Origin of the sequence: Streptomyces sp. NPDC001406, assembly GCF_042895285.1 — a bacterium.
Lineage (GTDB): Bacteria > Actinomycetota > Actinomycetes > Streptomycetales > Streptomycetaceae > Streptomyces.
In genome coordinates, this window is record NZ_JBIAWG010000031.1 from 1 (window position 1) to 22,011 (window position 22,011).

Consider the following 22,011-nt stretch of genomic DNA (forward strand, 5'->3'; position numbering starts at 1 on the left):
GTCGGCTGCGCCGATGCCCCTGCGGGGCACCCTTGACTAGGGGCGTTCCAGCACGGGTGAGAAGCGAGCGGGCGGCCCGGGGAAAGTGGCCGGCTTGGGGTGAGGGCCCCTTGGGTGGGCTGCGTTCGCGTCCGGGGTGGTGGGGGCGCGGTCGCGCCTCGCCAGCACGCCGGGTGGGCTTAGCGGCGAGCGGCCGGTGGGGAGCGGGGGCGCGTCAGCTGGGTGGTGGCACGCCGGGTGGGCTTAGCGGCTTGCGGCTGGTGGGTGGTGGATCAGCAGTGGGGGGAGGTGGGACCGGAGCGGGGTGGGACCGGAGCGGGGTGGGACCGGAGCGGGCGGGACCCGGATGGTGCTCGGCTGGGGGCCCGGTTGGGGTCCGGTTGGGGGCTGGGTGAGGGCTGCGAGGGGGCTGGCTGGCAGTGATTGGGCTGTTTGGGCCACCGCCCGGGTGCAAGCCCGCAGTCTGCATGCGCCCAGAGTGGCCCACAAGTACCAATCACCCGGCATGGACCGGGATTTGCGCTTCCCTCGTCACATTGGCCTCATCCGGCGGGGGAGGAGGGCACACCAATCCGTGAGTCGCTGAGCCGACCCGGCGCCCGCGCTCCACTCACCCACCGGCCGCTCGCCGCTATGCCTGCCCGGTGTGCCGCCACTCGGCCCCCGCGCTCCACTCCCCCACCGGCCGCTCGCCGCTATGCCTGCCCGGTGTGCCGCCACTCGGCCCCCGCGCTCCACTCACCCACCGGCCGCTCGCCGCTATGCCTGCCCGGTGTGCCGCCACTCGGCCCCCGCGCTCCACTCCCCCACCGGCCGCTCGCCGCTATGCCTGCCCGGTGTGCCGCCACTCGGCCCCCGCGCTCCACCCCCCACCCCCCACCGGCCGCAAGCCGCTGAGCCCGCCCGGCGTGCTGGCGAGGTGCGGCCGCGCCCGCGGACCCCGGCCCGGAACGCAGCCGACTGTTGCCCGCGAACTCCGTCTGGCCACCCGTCTTTCCGGGCCGCTCGCTCGCTTCTCACCCGTGCTGGAACGCCCCTAGTCAAGGGTGGCCCGGAGGGCCATCGCCGAAGGCGACGCGGAGCGGAACGCAGTGGAGCGGAGCGCCCTTTACTCGGGGCGTGGAAGCACGACACTGGCAAAGAAGCGGGCGGCCCCCACGGTCACTTGACGGCTAGGCGCGCTTCAGGTCCTCGACGAACGCCGACCAGGCCTCCGGCCGGAACGTGAGCTTCGGGCCGTGGGGGTCCTTCGAGTCCCGGACGGGGACGAGGGCGGGGAAGTCGTGGGTGACTTCGAGGCAGTTGCCTCCGCCTCCGCCGCTGTAGCTCGACTTGTGCCATACGGCCGCGCTCAGGTCAGGGATGTTCCTCATGGGTGTAATCCTGCGCCAGCGCCTCGATCAGGGCCAGGGACTTCTCCCGTGAGAGGGCGGACGCCACGAGGAGGTCGAACGTGAACCTCAGTTGGGCGACGGTGGCCGGGTCGTCCTCCAGTCGCCCGGTGCGCACGCCCTCGAAGTAGACCAGTGGAGGTGCGTGCTCGAACTCCATCAGCTTGAGGGCGCCTTCCATCGACGTATGCGCTCCCGCGCTGAACGGCAGTACCTGCACGATGGCCCGGCTCCGGCGGGCCAGGTCCGAAACATGGCGCAAGGCGTCTGCCATCACCGCTCGACCACCGGTCTCCCGTCGCAGCGCGGCCTCGTCAAGTACAGCCCACAACAACGGCCTTGTTGGATGATCGAGCAGGCGGGTGCGCTCCAGTCGGCCCTCCACCCACTCCTCGATGGTCTCCTCCGGCGTTGTCGGATCGTACGCGCGGTTCACGGCCCGTGCGTACGCGCGTGTCTGTAGCAGCCCGGGGATGAGCAGCGGCGCGTACTCCCTGATCGCAGCCGCTTGAGCCTCTGCCTCTGCCGCCTCCGCGAAGTGCTCCGGATACTTGGACTTCGCCGACGCCCCACAGTTCCGTGTGAAGAAGCCCCCCGTCTCCAGTACTTCATCCAGCATCCGCGCATACTCCGGCTGCATCCGCCGCGTCCCCGCCTCCAGCTGTCCGATGAACGACCCGCTCACGAACAGCCGCTGGCCCAGCTGTTCCTGGCTCAGCCCCATCCGCTCGCGGGCATGCCGTAACTCCGCCCCCAGCAAGGCGCGTGGCGATGACGACGGGTCGAGGTCATTCGGTCCTGCCATGGCAACTCCTGGTCCGACAGCAGAGTCTGTTGGGACGCCGTATCTGGCCAGGTTAGGGCGCCGACGGACACGCTGTGTGGCGAACAGCAGCACTCAGCGTGGAGGAATTGGCCCTATGGAGATGAAGGAAAGGGCAGGAGATGAGCGGCCCGCCCGGACGGCCGAGGAAGCGGTCGAGCGACTGCGCGCGGCCCTGCGTGGAGTCGGCGTCGTGCTCCCGTCCCTCCAGGTCGACCCGCTGAGCGTCCCGGCCGAGGACCCGTACGCCCTGGTCGACCTTGGACGCTGCAATCTCGGCGTGGCCTCCCGGCTGGCGGCTGCCCTGAGCCGTACGCCCGTCTACGCCGTCGATACGCGAAGCGGGCGGCTCGGTGAGGTGATGGGGCGGGTGGGTGGCCGGGTGCAGCTGCGCCCCATCGGCGGCGGGCGGGAGTGGGACTGTCCGCCGGAGTCGGCCGAGCCGGCGCCGCCGGACGACGTGCTGCGGGAGCGGGTGCGGCGACTGAACAGGGAGAGTGTGAGGGGCGTCACGTAGAGGCTTTCCCGGGGTCGGAATGTGGGGCAGCGCATAGGCGATTACTTAAGGGGCTGCAACAATGCATGCTCACATACCGGCCGGTTAACCCGGCCCCCACTCACGAGGAGCCCCCCACGTGACCGACACGACGCCCCCCGCCTCCCGCGCGGCCCAGATGCTGTCCCGCCCGATCGCGCTCAACGGCCTCACCGTCCCCAACCGGATCGTGATGGCGCCGATGACCCGGATGTTCTCCCCGGGCGGCATCCCGGGTGAGGACGTGCGCTCGTACTACGCGCGCCGGGCCGCCGCCGGGGTCGGCCTGATCGTCACCGAGGGCACGTACGTGGGCCACGAGTCGGCGGGGCAGAGCGACCGCGTCCCCCGGTTCCACGGGGAGGAGCAGCTCGCGGGCTGGGCGAAGGTCGCCGAGGACGTGCACGCGGCGGGCGGCACCATAGTCCCGCAGCTGTGGCACATCGGCATGGTTCGCAAGGACGGCGAGGCTCCCTTCCCGGACGCTCCCGCGATGGGCCCCTCCGGCCTCGTCACCGCCGGCGCCGAGCCCACCGGCAAGGCCATGACCCAGCAGGACCTGGACGACGTCGTCGCCGCGTTCGCCGAGGCCGCTGCCGACGCCGAGCGGATCGGTTTCGACGGCGTCGAACTCCATGGCGCCCACGGCTACCTCGTGGACCAGTTCCTGTGGGCCGGCACCAACCGCCGTACCGACGCCTACGGCGGCGACCCGGTGGCCCGCACCAAGTTCGCGGCGGAGATCGTCGCCGCGGTCCGCGGGGCCGTTTCCCCCGAGTTCCCCATCCTCTTCCGCTACTCGCAGTGGAAGCAGCAGGACTACGGTGCCCGCCTCGCCGAGACCCCCGAGGAACTGGAGGCGATCCTCACCCCGCTTGCCGCCGCCGGTGTCGACGTCTTCCACGCCTCCACCCGCCGCTACTGGCTCCCCGAGTTCGACGGCTCCGACCTGAACCTCGCGGGCTGGACGAAGAAGCTCACCGGCAAGCAGGTCATCAGCGTCGGCTCGGTCGGCCTCGACGGTGACTTCATCAACGCCTTCCAGGGCGAGGGCTCCCCGGTCAAGGGCATCGACAATCTGCTCGACCGCCTGGAGGCCGACGAGTTCGACATGGTCGCCGTCGGCCGCGCGCTGCTCCAGGACCCGGAGTGGGCGGCGAAGGTGCTCGCGGACCGCTTCGACGAGCTGAAGCCGTACGACGCGGCCTCGCTGAAGACGCTCAGCTGAGCCCAGGCCCGGGGGCCAGGGAAATGCCCTGGCCCCCGGGCCCTTGCCGGACGGATCGCAGGGGCTCATCTCGGGAGGATTTAACTTGCTTAAGTCAATCAATCGGAATACGGTTGCGTAAGTCAAGCATCATCCGTTCCCGAGGGAGGCCCCGCCATGCCCGAAGCCCCTGCCCGGCCCGCCGACGCCGGGGGTGCCGCCCCGCCGAGGTCGAACGTCGTGGTGGCGGTGCTGGCCCTCGCCGGAATCGTCGTCTCACTGATGCAGACCCTGGTGATCCCGATCGTCCCGGAGCTGCCGGGCTATCTGCACGCCTCCGCGTCGAACGCGGCCTGGGCGGTGACGGCGACCCTCCTGGCCGCGGCCGTGGCCACCCCCGTCGTCGGCCGCCTCGGCGACATGCTCGGCAAACGGCGCCTGCTGCTGGTCAGCCTGGTGCTGCTGGTGGTCGGCTCCGTCGTCTGCGCGCTCAGCGACTCACTGACACCCATGATCGTCGGCCGTACGCTCCAGGGCCTGGCCGCGGCAGTGGTCCCGCTCGGCATCAGCATCATGCGCGACGAACTCCCGCCTCATCGGCTCGCCAGCGCGACCGCCCTGATGAGCGCCTCCCTCGGCGTCGGCGGCGCCCTCGGACTGCCCGCCGCGGCCTTCATCGCCGACCACTTCGACTGGCACGTCCTGTTCTGGACCTCCGCCTCCCTCGGTGTCGTGGCCCTCGCCCTCGTCCTGACGCTGATTCCGGAGTCCCGGGTGCGCACGGGCGGCCGCTTCGACATCGTCGGCGCGCTCGGTCTCTCCGTCGCGCTCGTCTCCCTGCTCCTCGCCATCTCCAAGGGCGCCGACTGGGGCTGGACCGACCCGCTGACCCTCACCCTGTTCGCCGCCGCGGTCGTCGTACTGCCGGCGTGGGGCCGCTGGGAGCTGCGCACGGCCCAGCCACTGGTCGACCTGCGCACCACGGCCCGCCGGCAGGTGCTGTTCACCAACCTTGCCTCGATCGCCTTCGGCTTCTCGATGTTCGCGATGTCGCTGGTCCTGCCGCAGCTGCTCCAGCTGCCCACGCAGACCGGCTACGGCCTCGGCCGCTCCATGCTCACCGTCGGACTCGTCATGGCCCCCCAGGGCCTGGTGATGATGGCGATGGCCCCGGTGTCGGCGGCGATCACCAGGACCAAGGGCCCGAAGATCACCCTGATGATCGGCGCGGTGATCGTGGCGGCCGGCTACGCCCTCAACATCGTGCTCATGTCCGAGGTGTGGCACCTGGTCCTGGTGTCCTCCATCATCGGCGCGGGCGTCGGCTTCGCCTACGGCGCGATGCCCGCCCTGATCATGGGCGCGGTCCCGGCGTCGGAGACGGCCGCCGCGAACTCCCTCAACACCCTGATGCGCTCGATCGGCACCTCGGTGGCCAGTGCGGCCGCGGGCGTGATCCTCGCCCAGATGACGATCGAACTGGGCGGCCACGCCCTCCCGGCCGAGAACGCCTTCAAGGTCGTCATGGCCATCGGCGCGGGCGCCGCCGCGCTGGCCTTCCTCCTCGCGTCCTTCCTCCCGGGCCGACGGTCCGCCGCGGCGCAGACGGCGGCTGTGGGGGAGGCGGTGGAGGCCGCCGGGGCGAAGGCGTAACAGGGCACGAGCACTCGTGCCCTAGAGGTTGCCCATGGGCTCGATGTCGACCTGTACCGGCGTGCCCCAGATCCGCAGCACCTCGTAGTCCGTGAACTCGTGCACGAGCCGGTACGCCATGGCGGGCCGGGAGCCGCGCCGCTGGGCGGCGAGATACTGCTCGGCCTCGCGCCGGTCCCGTCGCGGCGTACCGCACAACTGCCACTCCCGCCCGTTCCACAGCTCGGGCAGCCAGCGCTGCTGGGGCTGGGGGCGGTCGGAGCGGACGCCGTAGCGGGAGGGGGCCGGGGAGGCGGGGTCGGACTGCGGGCGGCTGCCGTGCAACTCGGAGCGGCGCGCGGCCCGCCGCCGTGTCTCGCACAGCAGACACAGATCCGGCGCGCTCTCGTCGACGGGCCCGTTCGGATGCTCGGGACAACGTGTGGTGACCGCGCCCGTGGTGACGCTCTCGTCCAGCAGGTCCAGGGCCCTGCGCAGATCGGCCTTCACCTCGTGCAGCCGCGCGTCCGGGGTGTCGGCGGTGAGCGCTTCCCCGTGCTCGCCGACCAGCCGCAGGGCCCGGCCCAGGGCGGTCAATTGGGCGTGGTTCAAGAGCGCTCCCGTCTTCCGGCGGCGCGGCGGTACGCCTTCGAGTACGCCCTCAGTATGGGTCCGCCATTGGATCAGTGTGGATCCGCCAAGGAATCAGCCGAGGGATCCGCCTTGTGCGCGGCCGGGGCGTCACGTGGCTCGCCCGGGTCTCCGCCGCCGGGCCTGACCACCGCGTACGTCGCCAGGAAGCCGACGACGTAACCGGTCAGCAGGCCTCCGCCGTAGATCGCCGCCGTCAGGACCGGGCTCCTGTTGCCCGCCAGCAACGGGAACAGGGCCCAGCCCGACGGCCCGATCGCCGTCGCCCCCACCTTGTCCCCGAGCATCGCGAAGAACCCGACGAACGCCCCGCCCGCCGCCCCGCCCGCACAGGCCGTCAGAAACGGCCGGCCGAGCGGCAGGGACACCCCGTAGATGAGCGGTTCGCCCACGCCCAGCAGCCCGGCCGGGAGGGCCGACTTGATCGTCGTACGGATGGAGACGTCGTGGCGCAGACGGACGTACACCGCCATTGCCGCACCCACCTGGCCCGCGCCCGCCATGGCCAGCAGGGGCAGCAGAACCGTGTAGCCCTGCTGCTGGATGAGGGTGGTGTGGATGGGGATCAGGGCCTGGTGCAGGCCCAGCATCACCAGGGGCAGGAACAGTCCGCCGAGGACCAGCCCGGCGAACGCGCCCGTCGTCGCCAGCAGCCGGTCCGCCGCCGTACCGATGGCCGCCGAGACCACCCCGGCCGCGTACATGAGGCCGTACAGCGTCGCCAGACCCGACACCAGGACCGTCACCGTCGGGGTCAGCAGGACGTCCAGCGCGCCCGGCACCCGGCCCCGGCACCACCGCTCCACATACGTCCCCAGCAGCGCCGCCGCCAGTGCGCCCAGCACCCCGCCCTGTCCGGGCGCCAGATGCATGCCGAACACCGTCACCTTGGCCACGCCCGGATATACGGTCACCGCCGCGACCGCCCCGCCCAGCACCGGCGTGCCGCCGAACTCCTTCGCCGTGCCGTACCCGACGAACACCGCGATCAGCGCCATGAAGGCGGAGGCGATCGCGGCCAGGGCGGGGGTCAGACCCGGCAGCCAACCGGCGTTGACCAGCAGCCCGTTGACGCCGGCCAGGATCCCGCAGCCGATCAGCGCGGGGATCAGCGGGACGAACACGTTGGCGATGCGGCGCAGCGCGGTCTTGACGGGGGTCGCGCTGCGCTGCCGCTGCGCCGCCCGCAACTCGGCGCCCTTCCGCGCGAGCCGGTCGGCGGCGGTCGGCGCCACCAGCGCCTCCACCTCGGCCGTGACCTCCGCCACCACCCCCGGCCCCAGCACCACCTGGTAGGAGCCCCCGTCCACGACCACCCCGAGCACTCCGGGCACCGCCCGCAGCGCCTCCCCGTCGACGGCCGACGGGTCGGCGACGCCGAGCCGCAGCCGGGTCATGCAGTGGGCGACGGAGATGACGTTCGCGGGGCCGCCCACCAGGGGCAGGATCGCGGCGGCGGTGGAGGCGGGGTCGTTGCGCACCCACCGAGCGTGCGCGTCAGCGCCCCGCGTCCGCCAGCGCGGCACGCAGATGGCCGCCGGACTCCTCCAGAAGGCGGGCGGCCGTCGGGCCGTCGACACCGGCCAGGATGGTCAGGACGGCGTTCTTCACCTCGCCGCCCGACTCCGACAGCGCCTTCTCGATCTCCTCGTCGGGCGCGCCCGTGGCCAGGGCGACGATACGGCGGGAGCGGGCCCGGAGCTTGTCGTTCGAGGCGCGCACGTCGACCATCAGGTTTCCGAACGTCTTGCCCAGACGGACCATCGTGATCGTCGACAGCATGTTGAGGACCAGCTTCTGGGCCGTACCGGCCTTCAGCCGGGTGGAGCCGGTGATCAGCTCCGGTCCGACGACGACCTCGATGCCGTGCTCGGCGGCCGCCGCCAGCGCGCTGTCCCTGTTGCAGGCCAGACCCACGGTCAGGGCACCCAGGGCGCGGGCGTGTTCGACGGCGCCGATCGCGTACGGGGTCCGCCCGGAGGCGGAAATCCCGACCACCGTGTCTTCGGGCGTCAGCACCAGCGCGTCGAGATCCTTGCGGGCCAGCTTCTTCGAGTCCTCGGCACCTTCGACGGACGTGACCATCGCCTCCGGCCCACCCGCGATCAGACCGACGACCTGAGAGGGCTCGGTGTTGAAGGTCGGCGGGCACTCGGAGGCGTCCAGCACGCCGAGCCGTCCGGCGGTACCCGCGCCGGCATAGACCAGCCGGCCGCCCCGGGACATGCGCGAGGCGATGGCGTCGATGGCACCGGCGATCTGCGGCAGACACTCGGCGACGGCACCGGGGACACCCGAGTCCTCACCGTTCATCAGCCGAGCGATTTCGAGGGTGGGCAACTGGTCGATACCGGCGAGTTCCGGCCGGAAGGCCTCGGTGGTCAGGGCCTCCAGCTCGGCACGGAGGTCACGGGGGTCGGACGTGGAAGTCATGGGGGGCGGCTCTTTTCAGCGTGGGTCAGTGCAGTTCCCAAGGGGCGCGGGGCGGTGACATCTTGAGGCTCCGCCGCGTGGGCGCGACCAGCCACATCGGACGCGCGCATCCCCACAAATGGTCAGTCCTACGGTCTATCGCGGCGAACTCCGATGCCGATGAGCCAACGCCTCATACGAAGCGGCCAGCGCCGGCGCAGCCGACTCGTACGTCCGTTGCGCAACACCCACGAACAGACAGTCGACCACCAGCAGCTGACTGGTCCGCGAGGACATCGCCGCCGGCCGCAGCTCACTCTCCCGCGCGGTAGACGTCGTCAGCACATGGTCCGCGTACTGAGTCACGGAAGAATCCGGCCGCCCGGTGATCGCGACGGTAGTCGCCCCGTGCTCGAACGCCACCCGCAGCGGCTCTATGACGTCCCCCGTCGAGCCCGAGTGCGTGATCGCGATCGCCACGTCCCCGGCCCGCAGTTGGACCGCGTTGGTCACGGCGAGATGCGGGTCGCTGTGTGCGTGGGCTATGAGCCCTATCCGCAGCAGCTTCTGGGTCAGGTCCTGGGCGACCAGCCCCGACGCGCCTATGCCGTACACATCGGTGCGCCGCGCCCCGGCCAGCGCGGTCACGGCCGCTCCCAGTTGCGCGGTGTCGAGGCCGGCGGCCGTGTCGGCGAGGGTCTGCTGTTCGTCGTAGGCGAGCTTGGCGACGACGTCCGCGATCGGGTCGTCGACCGCGATGTCGGTCGTGATGGCGGGCGCGCGGCCGGACTGCTGCTGCGCGGCGAGGCCGGCCAGGGCGAGGCGCAGGTCGCGGTAGCCCGGATAGCCCAGCAGACGAGCCGTTCGGACGACCGTCGCCTCGCTGGTGCCGGTGAGTTCGGCCAGACCGGTGACCGTGAGGGCGGCACAGCCTGCCGGATCGCTCGCGACCGCCTCGGCGACGCGCTGCATGGAGCGGGTCATGGAGGGGCCGAGCGTGCGCACCTTGGCGGCGAGGGCGGCCGGGGCCGGCGGTGTGCTGCCGGGTTTTCCCGGGCTGCCGAAAATTTCCTTCACGTCCTGGGTCACATATGAAAGATATTTTCGGCTCGGTGTCGGGGTCAAGACCGCGCACAATGGGACCATGGATCCCGTAAGCCCCCTGGAACAGGCGTTGCACGCGGCCCGCGCCCTGGTGCTCGCCGATCTGGCAGCGGGCGAGGTCGCCGAGTCGGATGTCGTCTCCCTGGTCGAGGACTCCGTCGTACAGCGCCGCTGGTGGGTCGAACAGTGGCCGGACGGTGCGGGCTATCTGGCCGGGCTGGTGGCGCAGGACGTGCAGGACGCGCTGCTGGACCGGTACGGCCGCTGGCCGCTGTGCCCCGTCTGCGGCTCCGGCGACCCGCACGCGCTGGACGTCGAACCGGAACTCGGGCCCGACCCGCACTGGGTGTGCCACCAGGCCGGGGTGAAGGTCGCGGCGGTCGGGTCGCTGGCGCGGGCGACCGGCGGGGCGTCCTCCTCGTGACGCTGTACATCGACCCGCCGACCTGGCCGGGGCACGGGCGCCTGTGGTCGCACCTCGTGAGCGACGTGTCGTACGAGGAACTGCATCTGTTCGCCGCGGAACTGGGCGTGCCCCGGCGGGCCTTCGAGCGCGATCACTACGACATCCCGTCGCACCGGTACGCGGACGTGGTGGCCGCCGGGGCGGTTCAGGTGGACAGCCGTGAGGTGGTGCGGCTGCTGCACGCCTCCGGGCTGCGCAGACGCAAGCGGCGGGCCCGTGACATCGGGCGGGCCCGGTAACCGCCCCTACGCGCGCCGCAGTTCGTAGGCCAGCTCCTCCTCGCCCTCGCTCACCTGCTTGAACCCGGCCCGGGTGACGACGCCCTGGGAGGCGGTGTTGTCCCGGTCGACGGTCGCGAACAGGGTGCGTACGTCGTCCCGGGCCAGCGCCCACCGGGACAGCGCGCGCAGCGCCTCGGTGGCGTAGCCCTGGCCGCGCGCGCCCTCGACGAGGTCGTAGCCGATCTCCGCCCGGCCGTCCTCGTCCGGGGCGCCGTGGAAGCCCATGCCGCCGATCGCCCGGCCGTCCTCCCGTCGTACGAGGACGAACAGCCCGAACTCCGGCCGGTGCACGCCCGCCTCGTACGCCTTGACCGTCATCCCGGCGGCCTCCCGCGTCCCCTCGTACGGGCCGTCCTCGATCCAGTCGAAGCCGCCGTCGCCGCCGAGGCGCAGGTCGCGGGCGGCGGCCGGGCGGACGCCGGTCAGGGTCAGGCGCTCGGCCGGGACGACGAGGTTGTTGCGCCAGCGCCACTCGGTCACCGGGGCGCGGCCGGGCAGCTCACCGCGGCCGGTCGCCCACAGCAGCGTGGGCCAGGCGGCCGGGCCGGGCTGGACGTGCGGGAAGAGCCAGGCGAGGACGGACTCGGCCAGTTCCTCGGAGGGCTCGTAGAAGATGCCGAGTCCCTCGGCCATGTCGTGCGTGTGCAGCAGTACTTCGGCGATGCCCATCGCGGCGAAGCCCTCGCGGTCCGCGCTGCGGAAGGGATGGGGGTGCCAGGCGCGGACGCCGGGCGGGGTGGCGCGGAGCGTGGCGGCGAGCAGGGCGCCGGTCGTCTCGATCACATGCAGCAGGCCCGCGTTGTCGGTGCCCTCGTCGAGGGTGATCTCGAAGGGGACATAGGTGTCCTGGGCGCGCCCCGCGAGCTGGCCGGCGTACGCGATCAGGTCCGAGGCGATGTGGAGCGCCGTCCTGTGGCAACTCCACTCCAGCCGACCGGCCTTCACCTCCGTCCAGTCCCGGTCCGCCACCGTCCGCAGCACCGCCGTACAGCCCGCGACGGCCTCTTGCACCTGTTCCCCGCCCAATGCACGCATGGGCCGCAGACTAGGCGGTCGGGTCCGCGGGGGTCGACAGCATTTCCAGCTCGGAGCGGAGGTTGTAGCGGGCGGTCGCCTCCCACTTCGCCTCCCCGTACGGCGTCCTGAACAGGCGTGGCAGATCGAGGAGTTGGCGCAGAACCGCCGAGCGGCCCGCACGGAACGCGTCGCTCGGGACGAAGTGGTACTCCTCGCGGACGGCCGCGGTGTAGGCGGCGTACACCGACGGGGCCGCGGCGAGGATCGCCAGGTCGGCGTCGCACAGGACCTGGCCGTCGCGGTCGTCGTCGGCGGGGTCGTGGGTGACGGTGAGCCGCACCAGGCGGGCCACCTCGGCGGTCCGCTCCTCGCAAACCCCGGCCTCGGTGAGCGCGCGCTCGGCGAGCCGGGCCGAGCGCTCCTCGTTCTCGGAGCGGTCGGGGAGGTAGACGGCGTCGTGGAACCAGGCGGCCAGGCGTACGACGTCCGGGTCCGCCGCGTACTCCGCCAGCACGTCGACGTGGTCGAGGACCGCGGTGAGGTGGGTGAGCGTGTGGTAGTGACGCTGGGGCTCCTGCCAGCGGGCGAGAAGGTTGTCGGCGTACGGGACCGGGTCGGGACCGCCGCCGGGGCCACGGGCTCCTTCCAGGGCACGGGTCCAGCGGGAGCGGAGGGCGTCGAGATCGGCCATGGGCTCATTCTCCCGCGTACGTCGTGGGTGGCGCCCTGGCTCGGTCGCCATGACTGACGTTCAGGATGTACGCGACCTCGAATTGCCCGGACTCCTGCTGACCGTCGAGCGCGATGCCCTGATACCCCTGCTGCGGGCCCGGCCCGACGCGGACTTCGCCCCGCCCACCGCCGCGTGTCCGGGGTGGACGGTGCGGGATGTGCTCGCGCACTGTTCCGCCGCGCTGATCCGGGTGGTGGAGAGCCGTTTCGAGGAGGGCGTGTTCTCGCCCGAGTCGAACGACCGCGACATCGCCGAGCGGGCCGTGGGGGCACCTCCCACGCCTTTGCGGCAGCGGGGGAGGACGAATGCGCGGGTCGTCGACGAGCTGGAGCGCGGGATGACCGAGGCGGGGCCGGTGATCGCCAGGGCGGGCGGGGTGCTGGACCTGATTGCGCTGGGATGGGGGTCCCCCTGCTCGAGCGAAGTCGAGAGCTTGGGGAGGGTGCATGCCGGTGACGTGCGCGACACCTTCGGCGAGCCGGGTGCCTACTCCGGTGCCGGGGTGCCGTACGCGCTCACCCTGCCGGCCCGGACGACCCGGGAGAAGGGGCATCTGCCGGTGCACGCCGACCTCGACGACGTGGACGAGCCGCTGCGGCTGGGGGCGACGAGCGGTGTGCGGACCCCGGCGCGGTTCATCGGGGACGCCGCCACGCTCGTGCGGCTGTACTCGGGGCGGACGGTCGAAGGGGCGTCTTACGAGCTGGTGGGGGGCGGAGATCGCGGAGATGAGCATCTTCGGCTGACAGGGGGGCCTTCTCGCGGGCCGGTGCCGTCCCACGTACCCTGAGATTGGACTAGACCTGTAGCCGCTCCAGGGAACACCGACGGAAGGGGTCCTATGAGCACGCGTGCAGTCCTGGAGGTGATCGCCCTCGGCCCCGAGGACGCGGTCGCCGCCCAGGCCGGAGGCGCGGACCGCCTCGAACTGGTCACCGACATGGCGGCGGACGGGCTGACCCCGCCACCCCGGACCTTCGCCGGCATCCGGGCCGCCGTCGACATCGACCTGCGCGTGATGCTGCGGCTGGCGGACGGATTCGCCGCCGGGGACGTCGAGGGCCTGGTGCGGACGGCCGGGGAGCTGCGCAGCGCCGGAGCCGACCAGTTCGTGCTCGGCTTCCTTGGTGCGGACGGCGAAGTGGACCTGGCCGCGGTGGAGCGGGTCGTCGCCGAGCTGGAGGGCTGCCGGTGGACCTTCCACCGGGCGATCGACCGGGCGGCGGACCGGGACGCGCTGCGCAAGCAGCTCGCGGACCTGCCCGGCCTCGACACCTACCTCACCGCCGGCTCCGCGTCCGGCGTGGACGACGGACTCCCCACGCTGTGCGCCGAGGCGTCGCGGCGCGGGGAACCCGGGTACGAGCAGACGCTCCTCGTCGGCGGCGGCCTCCGCCTCGACCACGTGCCGGCGCTCCTCGACGCCGGCATCGACGCCTTCCACATCGGCGGGGCGGCCCGGCCGGAGGGCTGGACGGGACCGGTGTCGTCGGCGGCGGTGGCGGAGTGGCGGCAGGCGCTGGATCTCGCCCCCACGGAGATCCCCCGGACCGGCCGGTCCTAGCCCAGCTGCTCCGGCAGCGGAGCCGTGTGGGTCACGATCAGGCCGGACACCGCTCGGGTCAGGGCCACGTACAGGCGGCGCAGGCCGGTGCGTTCGTCCGGTTCGCCGTCGACCACGGCCCGGGGCTCGTCCAGGACGACGTAGTCGTACTCCAGACCCTTGGCGAGCGAGGCCGGGACCAGGGTCAGCCGGGTGTCCAGGGTCGTCTCCTCACCGGGGTTCAGATGGCCGATGCCCGCGGCGCTGAGCGCCTGAGCGAGGGCCGGGACGCGGGCGTCGGCGGCGATGAGGCCGATCGAGCCCTCGTTGCCCAGCAACTCCGCGCAGGCCGCAACCACTTCGGCGGTGCCGGCGATCGTACGGACCTCGAAGAAGCCCGGGTTCTCACGGACCGACGCGACCGGGGTGAGGCCGGGCGCGATGTGCGGCAGCAGCAGGGAGGCGTACGTGATGACGTCCGTCGGCACGCGGAAACCGGCGGTCAGCTCCTCGACGACCCCGTCCGCCTTCCCCAGGTGGGTCAGCGCCTCGTCCCAACTCCGGGTCGCCCACGGCGTGGTGCCCTGCGCCAGGTCGCCGAGGACGGTCGCGCTGCCGGTGGTGCAGCGGCGGCCGACGGCCCGGTACTGCATGGGCGAGAGGTCCTGCGCCTCGTCGAGCACCACATGCCCGAGCGAGTGCGTGCGCTGCACGAGGTCGGCGGCCTCGTCGATCAGCACCGTGTCCGCGGGCGACCATCTGGCGGACCTGACGCTGCGCACCGGCTTCGCCCACAGGATCGTCTTCTGCTCGTCCTCGTCGAGGATCCCCTCGGCGTGCTCGGCGAGGAAGTCCGCCTCGGTCAACAGCCGCAGCACCAGCTTCGCCGGGTCGACGGGCGGCCAGATCTCCTTGACCGCGGCCTTCACCGCGCTGTTGCGGGCGACGGCGTCCTGCACCCGGTCGTCCGGGGCCTCTCCCGACCGCTCCATCTGCACCAGCACGGCGTGCGCGATGCGCTGCGGCAGGGCCTCGCGGGCGGCGCCGTAGCGGATGTCCCGGGCCAGCAGCTCCCGCACGATCTCCTCCAGCTCGTACGCGGGCACACGCCACCGCCGTGAGCCGCGCACCACCACGACCGGCTCCGTGGGCATGGTCACGTGCGTGTACACGGCCTTGCGCAGGACGTCCGCCATGCGCGCGTCGCCCTTCACGATCGCGGCGGCCGCGTCGTCCGTGCCGCGCACCTCCACATGGGCGACCAGGTCGTCGACGGTGGCCTGGCGCACCGTCAACTCGCCGAGCGCGGGCAGCACCTGCTCGATGTAATGCAGGAAGGACTTGTTCGGGCCGATGACGAGGGTGCCGGTGCGGGCGAGCCGCTCCCGGTGCGCGTACAGCAGATACGCGACCCGGTGCAGGCCGACCGCGGTCTTCCCGGTGCCGGGGCCGCCCTGCACACACACGGTGCCGGACAGACCGGACCGTACGATCTCGTCCTGCTCGGGCTGGATGGTGGCCACGATGTCGCGCATCGGGCCGACGCGGGGGCGCTCGATCTCCTGCTGGAGCAGCTTGCTGGTGGCGGCGGCCCCCGATGGATCGGCCGGGTCGGAGAGGTGCTCGTCCTCGTACGCGGTGAGGTCGCCGCCCGTGTAGCCGAAGCGGCGGCGCAGCCCGACGTCCATCGGGTCCTTCTTGGACGCCCGGTAGAACGGCTGCGAGACCGGCGCGCGCCAGTCGATGACCATCGGGTCGCCGCCGCCGTCGTGCACATGCCTGCGCCCGATGTAGAAGCGCTCGCCCTCCGCGCCCTCGGCCTGGTCGCCGCCCGGAGCGTGCAGATAGTCGAGGCGGCCGAAGAACAGCGGGGTGTCGCTGAGGTCGGCCAGCGCCTTGATGCGCTCGTCGATCTGACGGGCGAGGACCTCGGCGTTCACCCAGTTCGCGGTGACGTCGCTGATGTCGAGCGACTCCACGTCCTGGCGCATGGCGCGCAGGGCGGAGCGGGACTCGGCGAGGTGGGAGCGCTCACGCGCGAGGGGGTCGTCGGCGGACGTGGACAAGGGGGTGCCTCCGGTGGGCCTGCTGCGGCTGCTGCTGTGTGCTGAGGGGGGTGCCGTCCGGTTTCCGGCCGGGCGGCGGCACTCCGATGGGGAGGCGGGCAAGAGCGGAGATTCTAGTGAGCCGGGCCGGGTGGGGGCCAATGGATTTCCGCCTCCCGGACTTCCGCCTCCCGGACTTCTGCCTCCCGGACTTCTGCCTCTCCGGACTTCCGCCCCCGGACTCCCGTCCCCTAGGGGACGGGGCCACCCGGCGTAGGGGGAGGGGTCCGCCTGTGGGTGGACGGGGAGGCCGCGAGGGTTGGCTCTGGAGACCGATGCCGTTCCCGGGCCGACGGAGCGACCATGGAGACATGAGCGCAGCAACCGTCCACTCAGTCCCAGCCCGTCCGTCCGGTGCCACTTCCGTCGCGGGCATCCACCATCACCGCCTGGGCAACGCCCTTCGCGCCATCAAGGTGTTCGCGGAGGCGGCGTTCAGCGTGGTCGTCCTCGGGGAGTACGGCGAGGAAGCGGGCATACGCCGTAAGTAATGGCATAGGTTCACCTCCGTGACGCCTCGGACGGTGAAGCCTGCCCTTCCGCCCTTCCTTCCGCCCCTTCTCCTCACGCTCTCCCTCTGCTCCTTCGCCGCCCTCTGCGTCCTGCAGCGCATCCCGATGGCCGACCTGCTGGTCTACCGGGCCGAGGGCGAGGCCGTCGCCCACGGCGGCGACCTCTACGGCTTCACGGTCACCGAGTGGCGGCTGCCGGCGACGTATCCGCCCTTCGCGGCGGTCCTCTTCGTCCCGACGACGTGGATCCCCGTCCCGGCCCTGAAAGTGGCGTTCCTCGCGGGCAACGCGCTCCTGCTCGCCGGTCTCGTCCACCTCTCCGCCCGCCTCGCGGGAAGAACGGCCCCGGTACCTCTGCTCTGCACCGCCACCGCCCTGTCCCTGTGGCTGGAACCGGTCTTCCAGACGCTCCTGTTCGGCCAGATCAACCTGCTGATCGCCTGCCTGGTCCTGTGGGACCTCACGCGTGCCCCGGGCGCCCGGGGCAAGGGCGTCGCCCTGGGCCTGGCGGCCGGGATCAAGCTCACCCCGGCCGTCTTCATCGCCTACCTCTTCCTGACCGGGCGCCGCCGGGAGGCGGCCACGGCTTCGGCGGCGTTCGGCGGCACGGCCCTGCTGGGCGCGCTGATGCTCCCCGCCGCCGGCGTGGACTTCTGGACCAGACGCCTCTATGAGACCGGCCGGGTGGGCAAGGGCTGGATCGTCGACAACCAGTCCCTGCAGGGGCTCGTCGCGCGGGTGTCGGGCGACCCGGCGCCGGGGCTCGCCTGGCTGCTCCCGGCGGCCGTGGTGGGGGCGCTGGGCCTGTGGCTGGCGGCGCGGGCCGCGGAGGAACGGCACGGGATCCTGCTGACGGCGTTCACCGCGCTGCTCGTCTCGCCGATCAGCTGGTCCCACCACTGGGTGTGGTGCGTCCCGCTGACCGCCGTACTCCTCGCGGAGGGCCGCGTCCGCCTGGCGGCGCTGACCCTGACGGTCTTCACCGCCCGCACGATGTGGCTGCTGCCGCACCAGGGCGACCTGGACCTGCGACTGCCCTGGTGGCAGGAGCCGCTGGCGGCGCCGTACCCACTGCTGGCACTGGCGCTGCTCATGGGATCGGCCGTCCTCGGGCAGCGTCGGCAGAGCGGCCGGGCCCGCCTCGACTCTCAGCCCTCGGCCAGGATCTCGTCCGCGTCGACGATCCGGTAGGCGTAGCCCTGTTCCGCCAGGAAGCGCTGGCGGTGGGCGGCGAAGTCCTGGTCGATGGTGTCGCGGGCGACCACGGAGTAGAAGTGGGCCTGGTGGCCGTCGGCCTTGGGGCGGAGCACCCGGCCGAGACGCTGGGCCTCCTCCTGGCGGGAGCCGAAGGTGCCCGACACCTGGACGGCGACCGTCGCCTCCGGCAGGTCGACGGAGAAGTTGGCGACCTTGGAGACGACGAGGACGCTGATCTCGCCCTCGCGGAAGGCGTCGAAGAGTTTCTCGCGCTGGGCGTTGGACGTCTCGCCCTTGATGACGGGGGCGTTCAGATGCTCGCCCAGTTCGTCGAGCTGGTCGATGTACTGGCCGATGACGAGGATCTGCTGTCCCGCGAAGCGCCGGACGATCGCCTCCGTCACCTTCCGCTTCGTCTCCGTGGTGGCACAGAAGCGGTACTTCTCCTCCGTCTCGGCGGTGGCGTAGGCGAGCCGCTCGGAGTCGGTGAGATTGACCCGTACCTCGACGCAGTCGGCGGGCGCGATGTACCCCTGCGCCTCGATCTCCTTCCAGGGCGCGTCGAACCGCTTGGGCCCGATGAGGGAGAACACGTCCGACTCGCGCCCGTCCTCACGCACCAGGGTCGCGGTCAGACCGAGACGCCGGCGCGCCTGGAGGTCGGCGGTGAACTTGAAGACGGGAGCGGGCAGCAGATGCACCTCGTCGTAGACGATGAGCCCCCAGTCACGGGAGTCGAAGAGCTCCAGGTGGGGGTAGATCCCCTTCCGTTTCGTCGTGAGCACCTGGTAGGTCGCGATGGTGACCGGCCGGATCTCCTTGCGCGTACCGCTGTACTCGCCGATCTCGTCCTCGGTCAGCGAGGTCCGCTTCACCAGTTCGTGCTTCCACTGCCGGGCGGAGACGGTGTTGGTGACGAGGATGAGCGTGGTGGACTTGGCCTGGGCCATGGACCCGGCGCCGACCAGCGTCTTGCCGGCGCCGCAGGGCAGCACGACCACACCGCTGCCGCCGTGCCAGAAGTTCTCCACGGCCTGCTTCTGGTAGGCCCGCAGCGCCCATCCGTCCTCGCGCAGCTCGATCGGGTGCGCCTCGCCGTCCACGTACCCGGCGAGGTCCTCGGCCGGCCAGCCCAGCTTGAGCAGTACCTGCTTGATCTGCCCGCGCTCGGAGGGGTGCACCACGACGGAGTCCGGATCGATCCTGGCCCCGACGAGAGGAACGATCCGCTTGGAGCGGAGGATCTCTTCGAGGACCGGGCGGTCGGTGGTCGTCAGCACCAGACCGTGGGCCGGGTGCTTGCTGAGGGTCAGCCGCCCGTACCGGTCCATGGTGTCGGCGATGTCGACGAGCAGGGCGTGCGGCACGGGGTAGCGGCTGTACTGCACGAGCGCGTCGACGACCTGCTCGGCGTCGTGTCCGGCGGCCCGCGCGTTCCACAGTCCCAGCGGCGTCACGCGGTAGGTGTGGATGTGCTCCGGCGCCCGCTCCAGCTCGGCGAACGGCGCGATGGCCCGACGGCAGTCGTCGGCTCGCTCGTGGTCGACCTCGAGGAGCAGGGTCTTGTCGGACTGGACGATCAGCGGACCGTTCACGCGGGCACCCTTTCCGTACGGCCATCGTCATGGCCCAAACGTCCAGTGTGCCCTACGGGCCGACGATCACGGCCGGCCGCGGACGGACCGGTGGGATCATCGCAACCGTCGGCCGGATCAGTCCTCGGCGAGCTCCGCCACCCCCGTCACCCGGTGCAGCGGATACGTCCGTACCTCGTCCGCCGTGTGGTCGTACGCCGTGACGAAGCCGCCCTCGACCCGGATGGGGGCGATCACGCGCTGGCTCGCGGCACCCTCGGCGTTGACATAGCCGATCCACAGGGCCTCGCCGGTGAGCACGGCGGCCTGCATGGTGGCGAGGGTCTCGGCGGAACCGGTCCGGGGCAGGTCGCCGCTCGCGGCCGGGGCACCGGCCGGCTTGCGCGGGGTCGTGGCGGCGAGGTCGCCCGCCCGGATGGCGCGGATCGCGGCCGACAGAAGTGTGGCGTCGGGCGTGGGCGGGCCGTCCGGGACCGGCTCGGGGGCCGTGCGGGGCGGGGTGCGGTGGGCGTGGGCGCGGGTGATCAGGACGTCGCCCTCCGCGGACTCGGCGGCGGGGGCGTAGCCCATCGAGCGCAGGCCGTCGAGGAGCGTCGCCGGGGCGGCCTGGGCCGCCAGCACCGTCGGGGCCAGGCGGCGCAGGCGCAGAGCGGACGCCCGCTTGTCGGCGAGGATCTCGTTCAGGACGGCGTCGTCGTCGCAGCGGACATAGGCGGAGGCCGCGCCGACGCGCAGATGGCCGTGCTTGCGGGCCACGTCGTCGATCAGATAGGCCAGCGGCTGCGGGACCGGCGTGCGGGAGTGCGCGGCCAGGAAGGCGTGCAGGTCGGAGGCGGCCCGGCCGGCGTCCAGGGCACGGCGTACGGAGGCGGGGGTGAAGCGGTAGACCGTCGCGGCGCCCTTCGACTCCACGTCCGCGAGCACTCCCAGCATGTCGGCGAGCGGGCGCTCCAGCGGGCCGGGCGCCACCGCCGTCAGGTCCGCCTGGAGCAGCACATGGTCCAGCGGTTCGGGCAGCAGCGGGGCGAGGAGCCGGGCGGCCGCGGCGGACGCCACCGCCTGCTCCGGCGCGGAGAGGGGTTCGTGGGGCGCGGGCGCGTGATGGTGGTGGTGGACGGGGAGTTTGTCGCCGGGTCCGGACGGCTCGGCGGCCGCCGAGCCGTGCGCGGGGCGGCCGGGCGCCGGTGCGCCCAGCAGCGCCCGGCCCTGGGCGGACAGCGCCCCGCGTCCGGTGACGCCCAGCAGTTCCGCCTCCGACAGGGTCCATTCGGCGAGGCGGGAGCGCAGGTCGTCGTCCCTCTGCGGACCGCGTAGCGGGCGTTCCCAGCGCAGCCGGGCCAGCACGGAGTCGGGGGCGGGAGCCGCGCCCTCCGGCAGGGCGGCCAGCAGGGACAGGACGCGATGGCGTACCTCGGGCGCGGCGGAGCGGTCGAGCCCCGGCCCCAGGGCCGACAGCGCACGCTCCTTCGCGTCCCGCCCGCCGACCACACCCGGCGTCCGGGTCGCGGTCAGCCATGCCTCGGCGAGCCGCGCCCAGCGTTCGGCCGGGGGCTGCTCCAGCCACTCGTCGTAGGCCGGGGTGGCCGCGTACCGCTCGTCGGCCTCGCCGTCCGAGGCCAGCAGGCCCGCCGCGTACGCGAGTTCGACCCAGAAGGCGGCGACGGGCTCGGGCACGTCGAGTGCGACGGCGGTCCGCTTCAGGTCCCGGACGCTCAGACCGCCCGCCCGCAGCACCGCCGGGCCGCCCTCGTCCCAGTCCTTCAGCAGCTCCTCGACGGTCGCCAGGGCGCCGTACGCCTGACCGGCGGCCGTCGCGTCCACCATCTGCGGAGCGTGCGTCGCGGCCGGTTCGACGGCGGGCGGTACGGCCTCGGGCGCGCGGTGGGCGCGGCCCTCGCGCAGGTGCAGGGCGACCTCACGGGGGAGTACGACCGTGCCGGGCGCCGTCGGCAGCAGCAGACCGCGGTCGAGCAGCCAGCGCAGCCGGGGCGCCGGGTCGGGGGTGACCTGGCCGTACGGCGGGCCCCAGACCAGCCGGGTGAGGACTTCGAGGGACTCCTCGGGTGCCTCGCGGAGCAGTGCGGCCATCTTCTTGCGGTGCGTGAACAGGCCGGTCAGCGAGGCCGCGGCGGAGACCGCGTCATGGGTCGAGGGCAGGCCGAGGGCGGCGACGATCTCCTGGATGCGGCCCGGGGACATCCCGGCGGTCGCCTCCTGCACGGTCGGGCCCAGGCCCGTCGGCGACGGGTGCTGCGGCGACGGGGCCAGCACCTCACGGGCCGTGCGCACCAGGCGCAGCCGGTCGTCGCCGCCCCACACCAGGGCCTGCTCGCGGAGGGTGGCCAGGGCGCGGGGAAGGGCGGCGGCCACGGCCGGATCACCCTTCTCACCGGTGTCCCCGGCCATCAGGCCGAGCAGTGCGCCGTACGTCGCCGGGTCCGCCGCCACCGCCAGCGCCTCCGCGGTCTGCAGCGCGAAGCGGTCCAGCCGTTCCAGGGCGCGCAGCACGGAGGCACGGGTGCCCGCGCGGGTGGCGAGCTGGGTGAGATCGGTGGGGACGGGGGTGATGAGGTCGGGGCGGCTGCGCAGGAGCGCGGCCAGCGAGACGTCGTCCCTGGCGCGGAGCGCCTCCGCGAGAGAGCGGGGCGCCGTGCGGTCCTCGGTGCTCATCTGACCCACGGTAGCGGGTCGCCCCCGGCGCTTTCGCCGATGAGGTGCGGGCCGGTGGGGGTGCCTTGTCCCCGAATGCCGGACGGAACGGTCGATGCCGACCTGCGCTACCTTCGTCCCGCCGGTTACCAACATGT

The 22,011-nt window shown here is 72.6% G+C and carries 19 protein-coding genes and 1 pseudogene; 9 read left to right on the forward strand and 11 right to left on the reverse strand.

Annotated elements, in window-relative coordinates:
• Positions 1 to 1,172: 1,172 nt before the first annotated feature.
• Both ACFY1J_RS43680 and ACFY1J_RS43685 read right to left on the reverse strand, forming a co-directional pair.
• Positions 1,173 to 1,373 (reverse strand): DUF397 domain-containing protein, encoded by a 201-nt coding sequence (locus ACFY1J_RS43680; RefSeq protein WP_390733154.1) that lies wholly within the window; start codon positions 1,371 to 1,373, stop codon positions 1,173 to 1,175.
• The gene (locus ACFY1J_RS43685; protein WP_390733155.1) at positions 1,357 to 2,196 is read right to left on the reverse strand and encodes a Scr1 family TA system antitoxin-like transcriptional regulator; all 840 of its coding nucleotides are present in this window, start codon (positions 2,194 to 2,196) and stop codon (positions 1,357 to 1,359) included. Before ACFY1J_RS43685 ends, ACFY1J_RS43680 begins: the two co-directional genes overlap by 17 nt.
• A 115-nt stretch (positions 2,197 to 2,311) precedes the next feature.
• Here ACFY1J_RS43685 and ACFY1J_RS43690 point away from each other — a divergent pair, with 115 nt between their 5' ends.
• The 3 genes from ACFY1J_RS43690 (at position 2,312) to ACFY1J_RS43700 (ending at position 5,609) form a co-directional block, all read left to right on the forward strand.
• On the forward strand, positions 2,312 to 2,731 hold the full coding sequence (locus tag ACFY1J_RS43690; protein ID WP_390733156.1) for a hypothetical protein: 420 nt from the start codon (positions 2,312 to 2,314) through the stop codon (positions 2,729 to 2,731).
• Positions 2,732 to 2,849: 118 nt separating this feature from the next.
• The gene (locus tag ACFY1J_RS43695; RefSeq protein ID WP_390733157.1) at positions 2,850 to 3,977 is read left to right on the forward strand and encodes an NADH:flavin oxidoreductase; all 1,128 of its coding nucleotides are present in this window, start codon (positions 2,850 to 2,852) and stop codon (positions 3,975 to 3,977) included.
• Between the two features lie 156 nt (positions 3,978 to 4,133).
• Positions 4,134 to 5,609: an MFS transporter gene (locus ACFY1J_RS43700; RefSeq protein ID WP_390733158.1), complete on the forward strand. Its 1,476-nt coding sequence runs from the start codon at positions 4,134 to 4,136 to the stop codon at positions 5,607 to 5,609.
• Positions 5,610 to 5,630: 21 nt separating this feature from the next.
• Here ACFY1J_RS43700 and ACFY1J_RS43705 read toward each other — a convergent pair whose 3' ends face one another.
• From ACFY1J_RS43705 to ACFY1J_RS43720, 4 genes are all read right to left on the reverse strand, one after another.
• Positions 5,631 to 6,200: a hypothetical protein gene (locus ACFY1J_RS43705; protein ID WP_390712822.1), complete on the reverse strand. Its 570-nt coding sequence runs from the start codon at positions 6,198 to 6,200 to the stop codon at positions 5,631 to 5,633.
• A gap of 71 nt (positions 6,201 to 6,271) precedes the next feature.
• Entirely contained in the window at positions 6,272 to 7,720 is a 1,449-nt protein-coding gene (locus ACFY1J_RS43710; RefSeq protein ID WP_390712821.1) for a PTS transporter subunit EIIC, read from the reverse strand.
• Positions 7,721 to 7,736: 16 nt separating this feature from the next.
• Complete coding sequence (gene murQ / locus ACFY1J_RS43715; RefSeq protein WP_390712820.1) at positions 7,737 to 8,672, reverse strand: N-acetylmuramic acid 6-phosphate etherase; 936 nt, start codon at positions 8,670 to 8,672, stop codon at positions 7,737 to 7,739.
• 135 nt (positions 8,673 to 8,807) lie between these two features.
• A complete protein-coding gene (locus ACFY1J_RS43720; RefSeq protein ID WP_390712819.1) occupies positions 8,808 to 9,740 on the reverse strand; it encodes a MurR/RpiR family transcriptional regulator in 933 nt (310 codons plus the stop codon).
• A 55-nt stretch (positions 9,741 to 9,795) separates the two neighbouring features.
• Between ACFY1J_RS43720 and ACFY1J_RS43725 the strand changes: the two genes are divergently transcribed.
• Positions 9,796 to 10,179, forward strand: a complete 384-nt coding sequence (locus ACFY1J_RS43725) for a hypothetical protein (protein WP_390712818.1) — start codon at positions 9,796 to 9,798, stop codon at positions 10,177 to 10,179.
• Positions 10,176 to 10,460 carry a DUF4031 domain-containing protein gene (locus ACFY1J_RS43730; protein WP_390712817.1) on the forward strand — a complete coding sequence of 95 codons (285 nt, stop codon included), beginning with the start codon at positions 10,176 to 10,178 and terminating at the stop codon, positions 10,458 to 10,460. The genes ACFY1J_RS43725 and ACFY1J_RS43730 overlap by 4 nt, the downstream gene beginning before the upstream one ends.
• Positions 10,461 to 10,466: 6 nt before the next feature.
• Here the strand turns inward: ACFY1J_RS43730 and ACFY1J_RS43735 are convergent, their stop codons facing one another.
• Positions 10,467 to 11,537 carry a GNAT family N-acetyltransferase gene (locus ACFY1J_RS43735; protein ID WP_390733159.1) on the reverse strand — a complete coding sequence of 357 codons (1,071 nt, stop codon included), beginning with the start codon at positions 11,535 to 11,537 and terminating at the stop codon, positions 10,467 to 10,469.
• A 10-nt stretch (positions 11,538 to 11,547) separates the two neighbouring features.
• On the reverse strand, positions 11,548 to 12,210 hold the full coding sequence (locus ACFY1J_RS43740; RefSeq protein WP_390712815.1) for a hypothetical protein: 663 nt from the start codon (positions 12,208 to 12,210) through the stop codon (positions 11,548 to 11,550).
• A 49-nt stretch (positions 12,211 to 12,259) separates the two neighbouring features.
• On the opposite strand from ACFY1J_RS43740, the pseudogene ACFY1J_RS43745 reads away from it, so the two are divergent.
• Positions 12,260 to 12,998, forward strand: a pseudogene (locus tag ACFY1J_RS43745) (maleylpyruvate isomerase family mycothiol-dependent enzyme).
• A 95-nt stretch (positions 12,999 to 13,093) separates the two neighbouring features.
• Positions 13,094 to 13,816 (forward strand): copper homeostasis protein CutC, encoded by a 723-nt coding sequence (locus ACFY1J_RS43750; RefSeq protein WP_390712814.1) that lies wholly within the window; start codon positions 13,094 to 13,096, stop codon positions 13,814 to 13,816.
• Here the strand turns inward: ACFY1J_RS43750 and ACFY1J_RS43755 are convergent.
• Complete coding sequence (locus ACFY1J_RS43755) at positions 13,813 to 15,861, reverse strand: HelD family protein (protein WP_390733160.1); 2,049 nt, start codon at positions 15,859 to 15,861, stop codon at positions 13,813 to 13,815. The two genes, ACFY1J_RS43750 and ACFY1J_RS43755, sit on opposite strands and share 4 nt — an antisense overlap.
• Positions 15,862 to 16,211: 350 nt before the next feature.
• Between ACFY1J_RS43755 and ACFY1J_RS43760 the strand changes: the two genes are divergently transcribed.
• Positions 16,212 to 16,391 carry a hypothetical protein gene (locus ACFY1J_RS43760; RefSeq protein WP_363298371.1) on the forward strand — a complete coding sequence of 60 codons (180 nt, stop codon included), beginning with the start codon at positions 16,212 to 16,214 and terminating at the stop codon, positions 16,389 to 16,391.
• Between the two features lie 126 nt (positions 16,392 to 16,517).
• A complete protein-coding gene (locus ACFY1J_RS43765; protein ID WP_390712829.1) occupies positions 16,518 to 17,603 on the forward strand; it encodes a glycosyltransferase 87 family protein in 1,086 nt (361 codons plus the stop codon).
• Here ACFY1J_RS43765 and ACFY1J_RS43770 read toward each other — a convergent pair.
• Complete coding sequence (locus ACFY1J_RS43770; RefSeq protein ID WP_363298370.1) at positions 17,561 to 19,204, reverse strand: DNA repair helicase XPB; 1,644 nt, start codon at positions 19,202 to 19,204, stop codon at positions 17,561 to 17,563. The genes ACFY1J_RS43765 and ACFY1J_RS43770 overlap by 43 nt on opposite strands.
• A 117-nt stretch (positions 19,205 to 19,321) precedes the next feature.
• Positions 19,322 to 21,874, reverse strand: coding sequence for a helicase-associated domain-containing protein (locus tag ACFY1J_RS43775; RefSeq protein ID WP_390712812.1), 2,553 nt, complete (start codon positions 21,872 to 21,874; stop codon positions 19,322 to 19,324).
• Positions 21,875 to 22,011: the final 137 nt, after the last annotated feature.

Excerpts from the sequence above, each read along its gene's own strand:
- ACFY1J_RS43680 (WP_390733154.1), bottom strand. The coding sequence starts at position 1,373 with ATGAGGAACATCCCTGACCTGAGCGCGGCCGTATGGCACAAGTCGAGC.
- ACFY1J_RS43760 (WP_363298371.1), top strand. The coding sequence starts at position 16,212 with ATGAGCGCAGCAACCGTCCACTCAGTCCCAGCCCGTCCGTCCGGTGCC.
- ACFY1J_RS43700 (WP_390733158.1), top strand. The coding sequence starts at position 4,134 with ATGCCCGAAGCCCCTGCCCGGCCCGCCGACGCCGGGGGTGCCGCCCCG.
- ACFY1J_RS43725 (WP_390712818.1), top strand. The coding sequence starts at position 9,796 with ATGGATCCCGTAAGCCCCCTGGAACAGGCGTTGCACGCGGCCCGCGCC.
- ACFY1J_RS43735 (WP_390733159.1), bottom strand. The coding sequence starts at position 11,537 with ATGCGTGCATTGGGCGGGGAACAGGTGCAAGAGGCCGTCGCGGGCTGT.
- ACFY1J_RS43685 (WP_390733155.1), bottom strand. The coding sequence starts at position 2,196 with ATGGCAGGACCGAATGACCTCGACCCGTCGTCATCGCCACGCGCCTTG.
- murQ (WP_390712820.1), bottom strand. The coding sequence starts at position 8,672 with ATGACTTCCACGTCCGACCCCCGTGACCTCCGTGCCGAGCTGGAGGCC.
- ACFY1J_RS43690 (WP_390733156.1), top strand. The coding sequence starts at position 2,312 with ATGGAGATGAAGGAAAGGGCAGGAGATGAGCGGCCCGCCCGGACGGCC.
- ACFY1J_RS43775 (WP_390712812.1), bottom strand. The coding sequence starts at position 21,874 with ATGAGCACCGAGGACCGCACGGCGCCCCGCTCTCTCGCGGAGGCGCTC.
- ACFY1J_RS43765 (WP_390712829.1), top strand. The coding sequence starts at position 16,518 with ATGGCCGACCTGCTGGTCTACCGGGCCGAGGGCGAGGCCGTCGCCCAC.
- ACFY1J_RS43740 (WP_390712815.1), bottom strand. The coding sequence starts at position 12,210 with ATGGCCGATCTCGACGCCCTCCGCTCCCGCTGGACCCGTGCCCTGGAA.
- ACFY1J_RS43750 (WP_390712814.1), top strand. The coding sequence starts at position 13,094 with ATGAGCACGCGTGCAGTCCTGGAGGTGATCGCCCTCGGCCCCGAGGAC.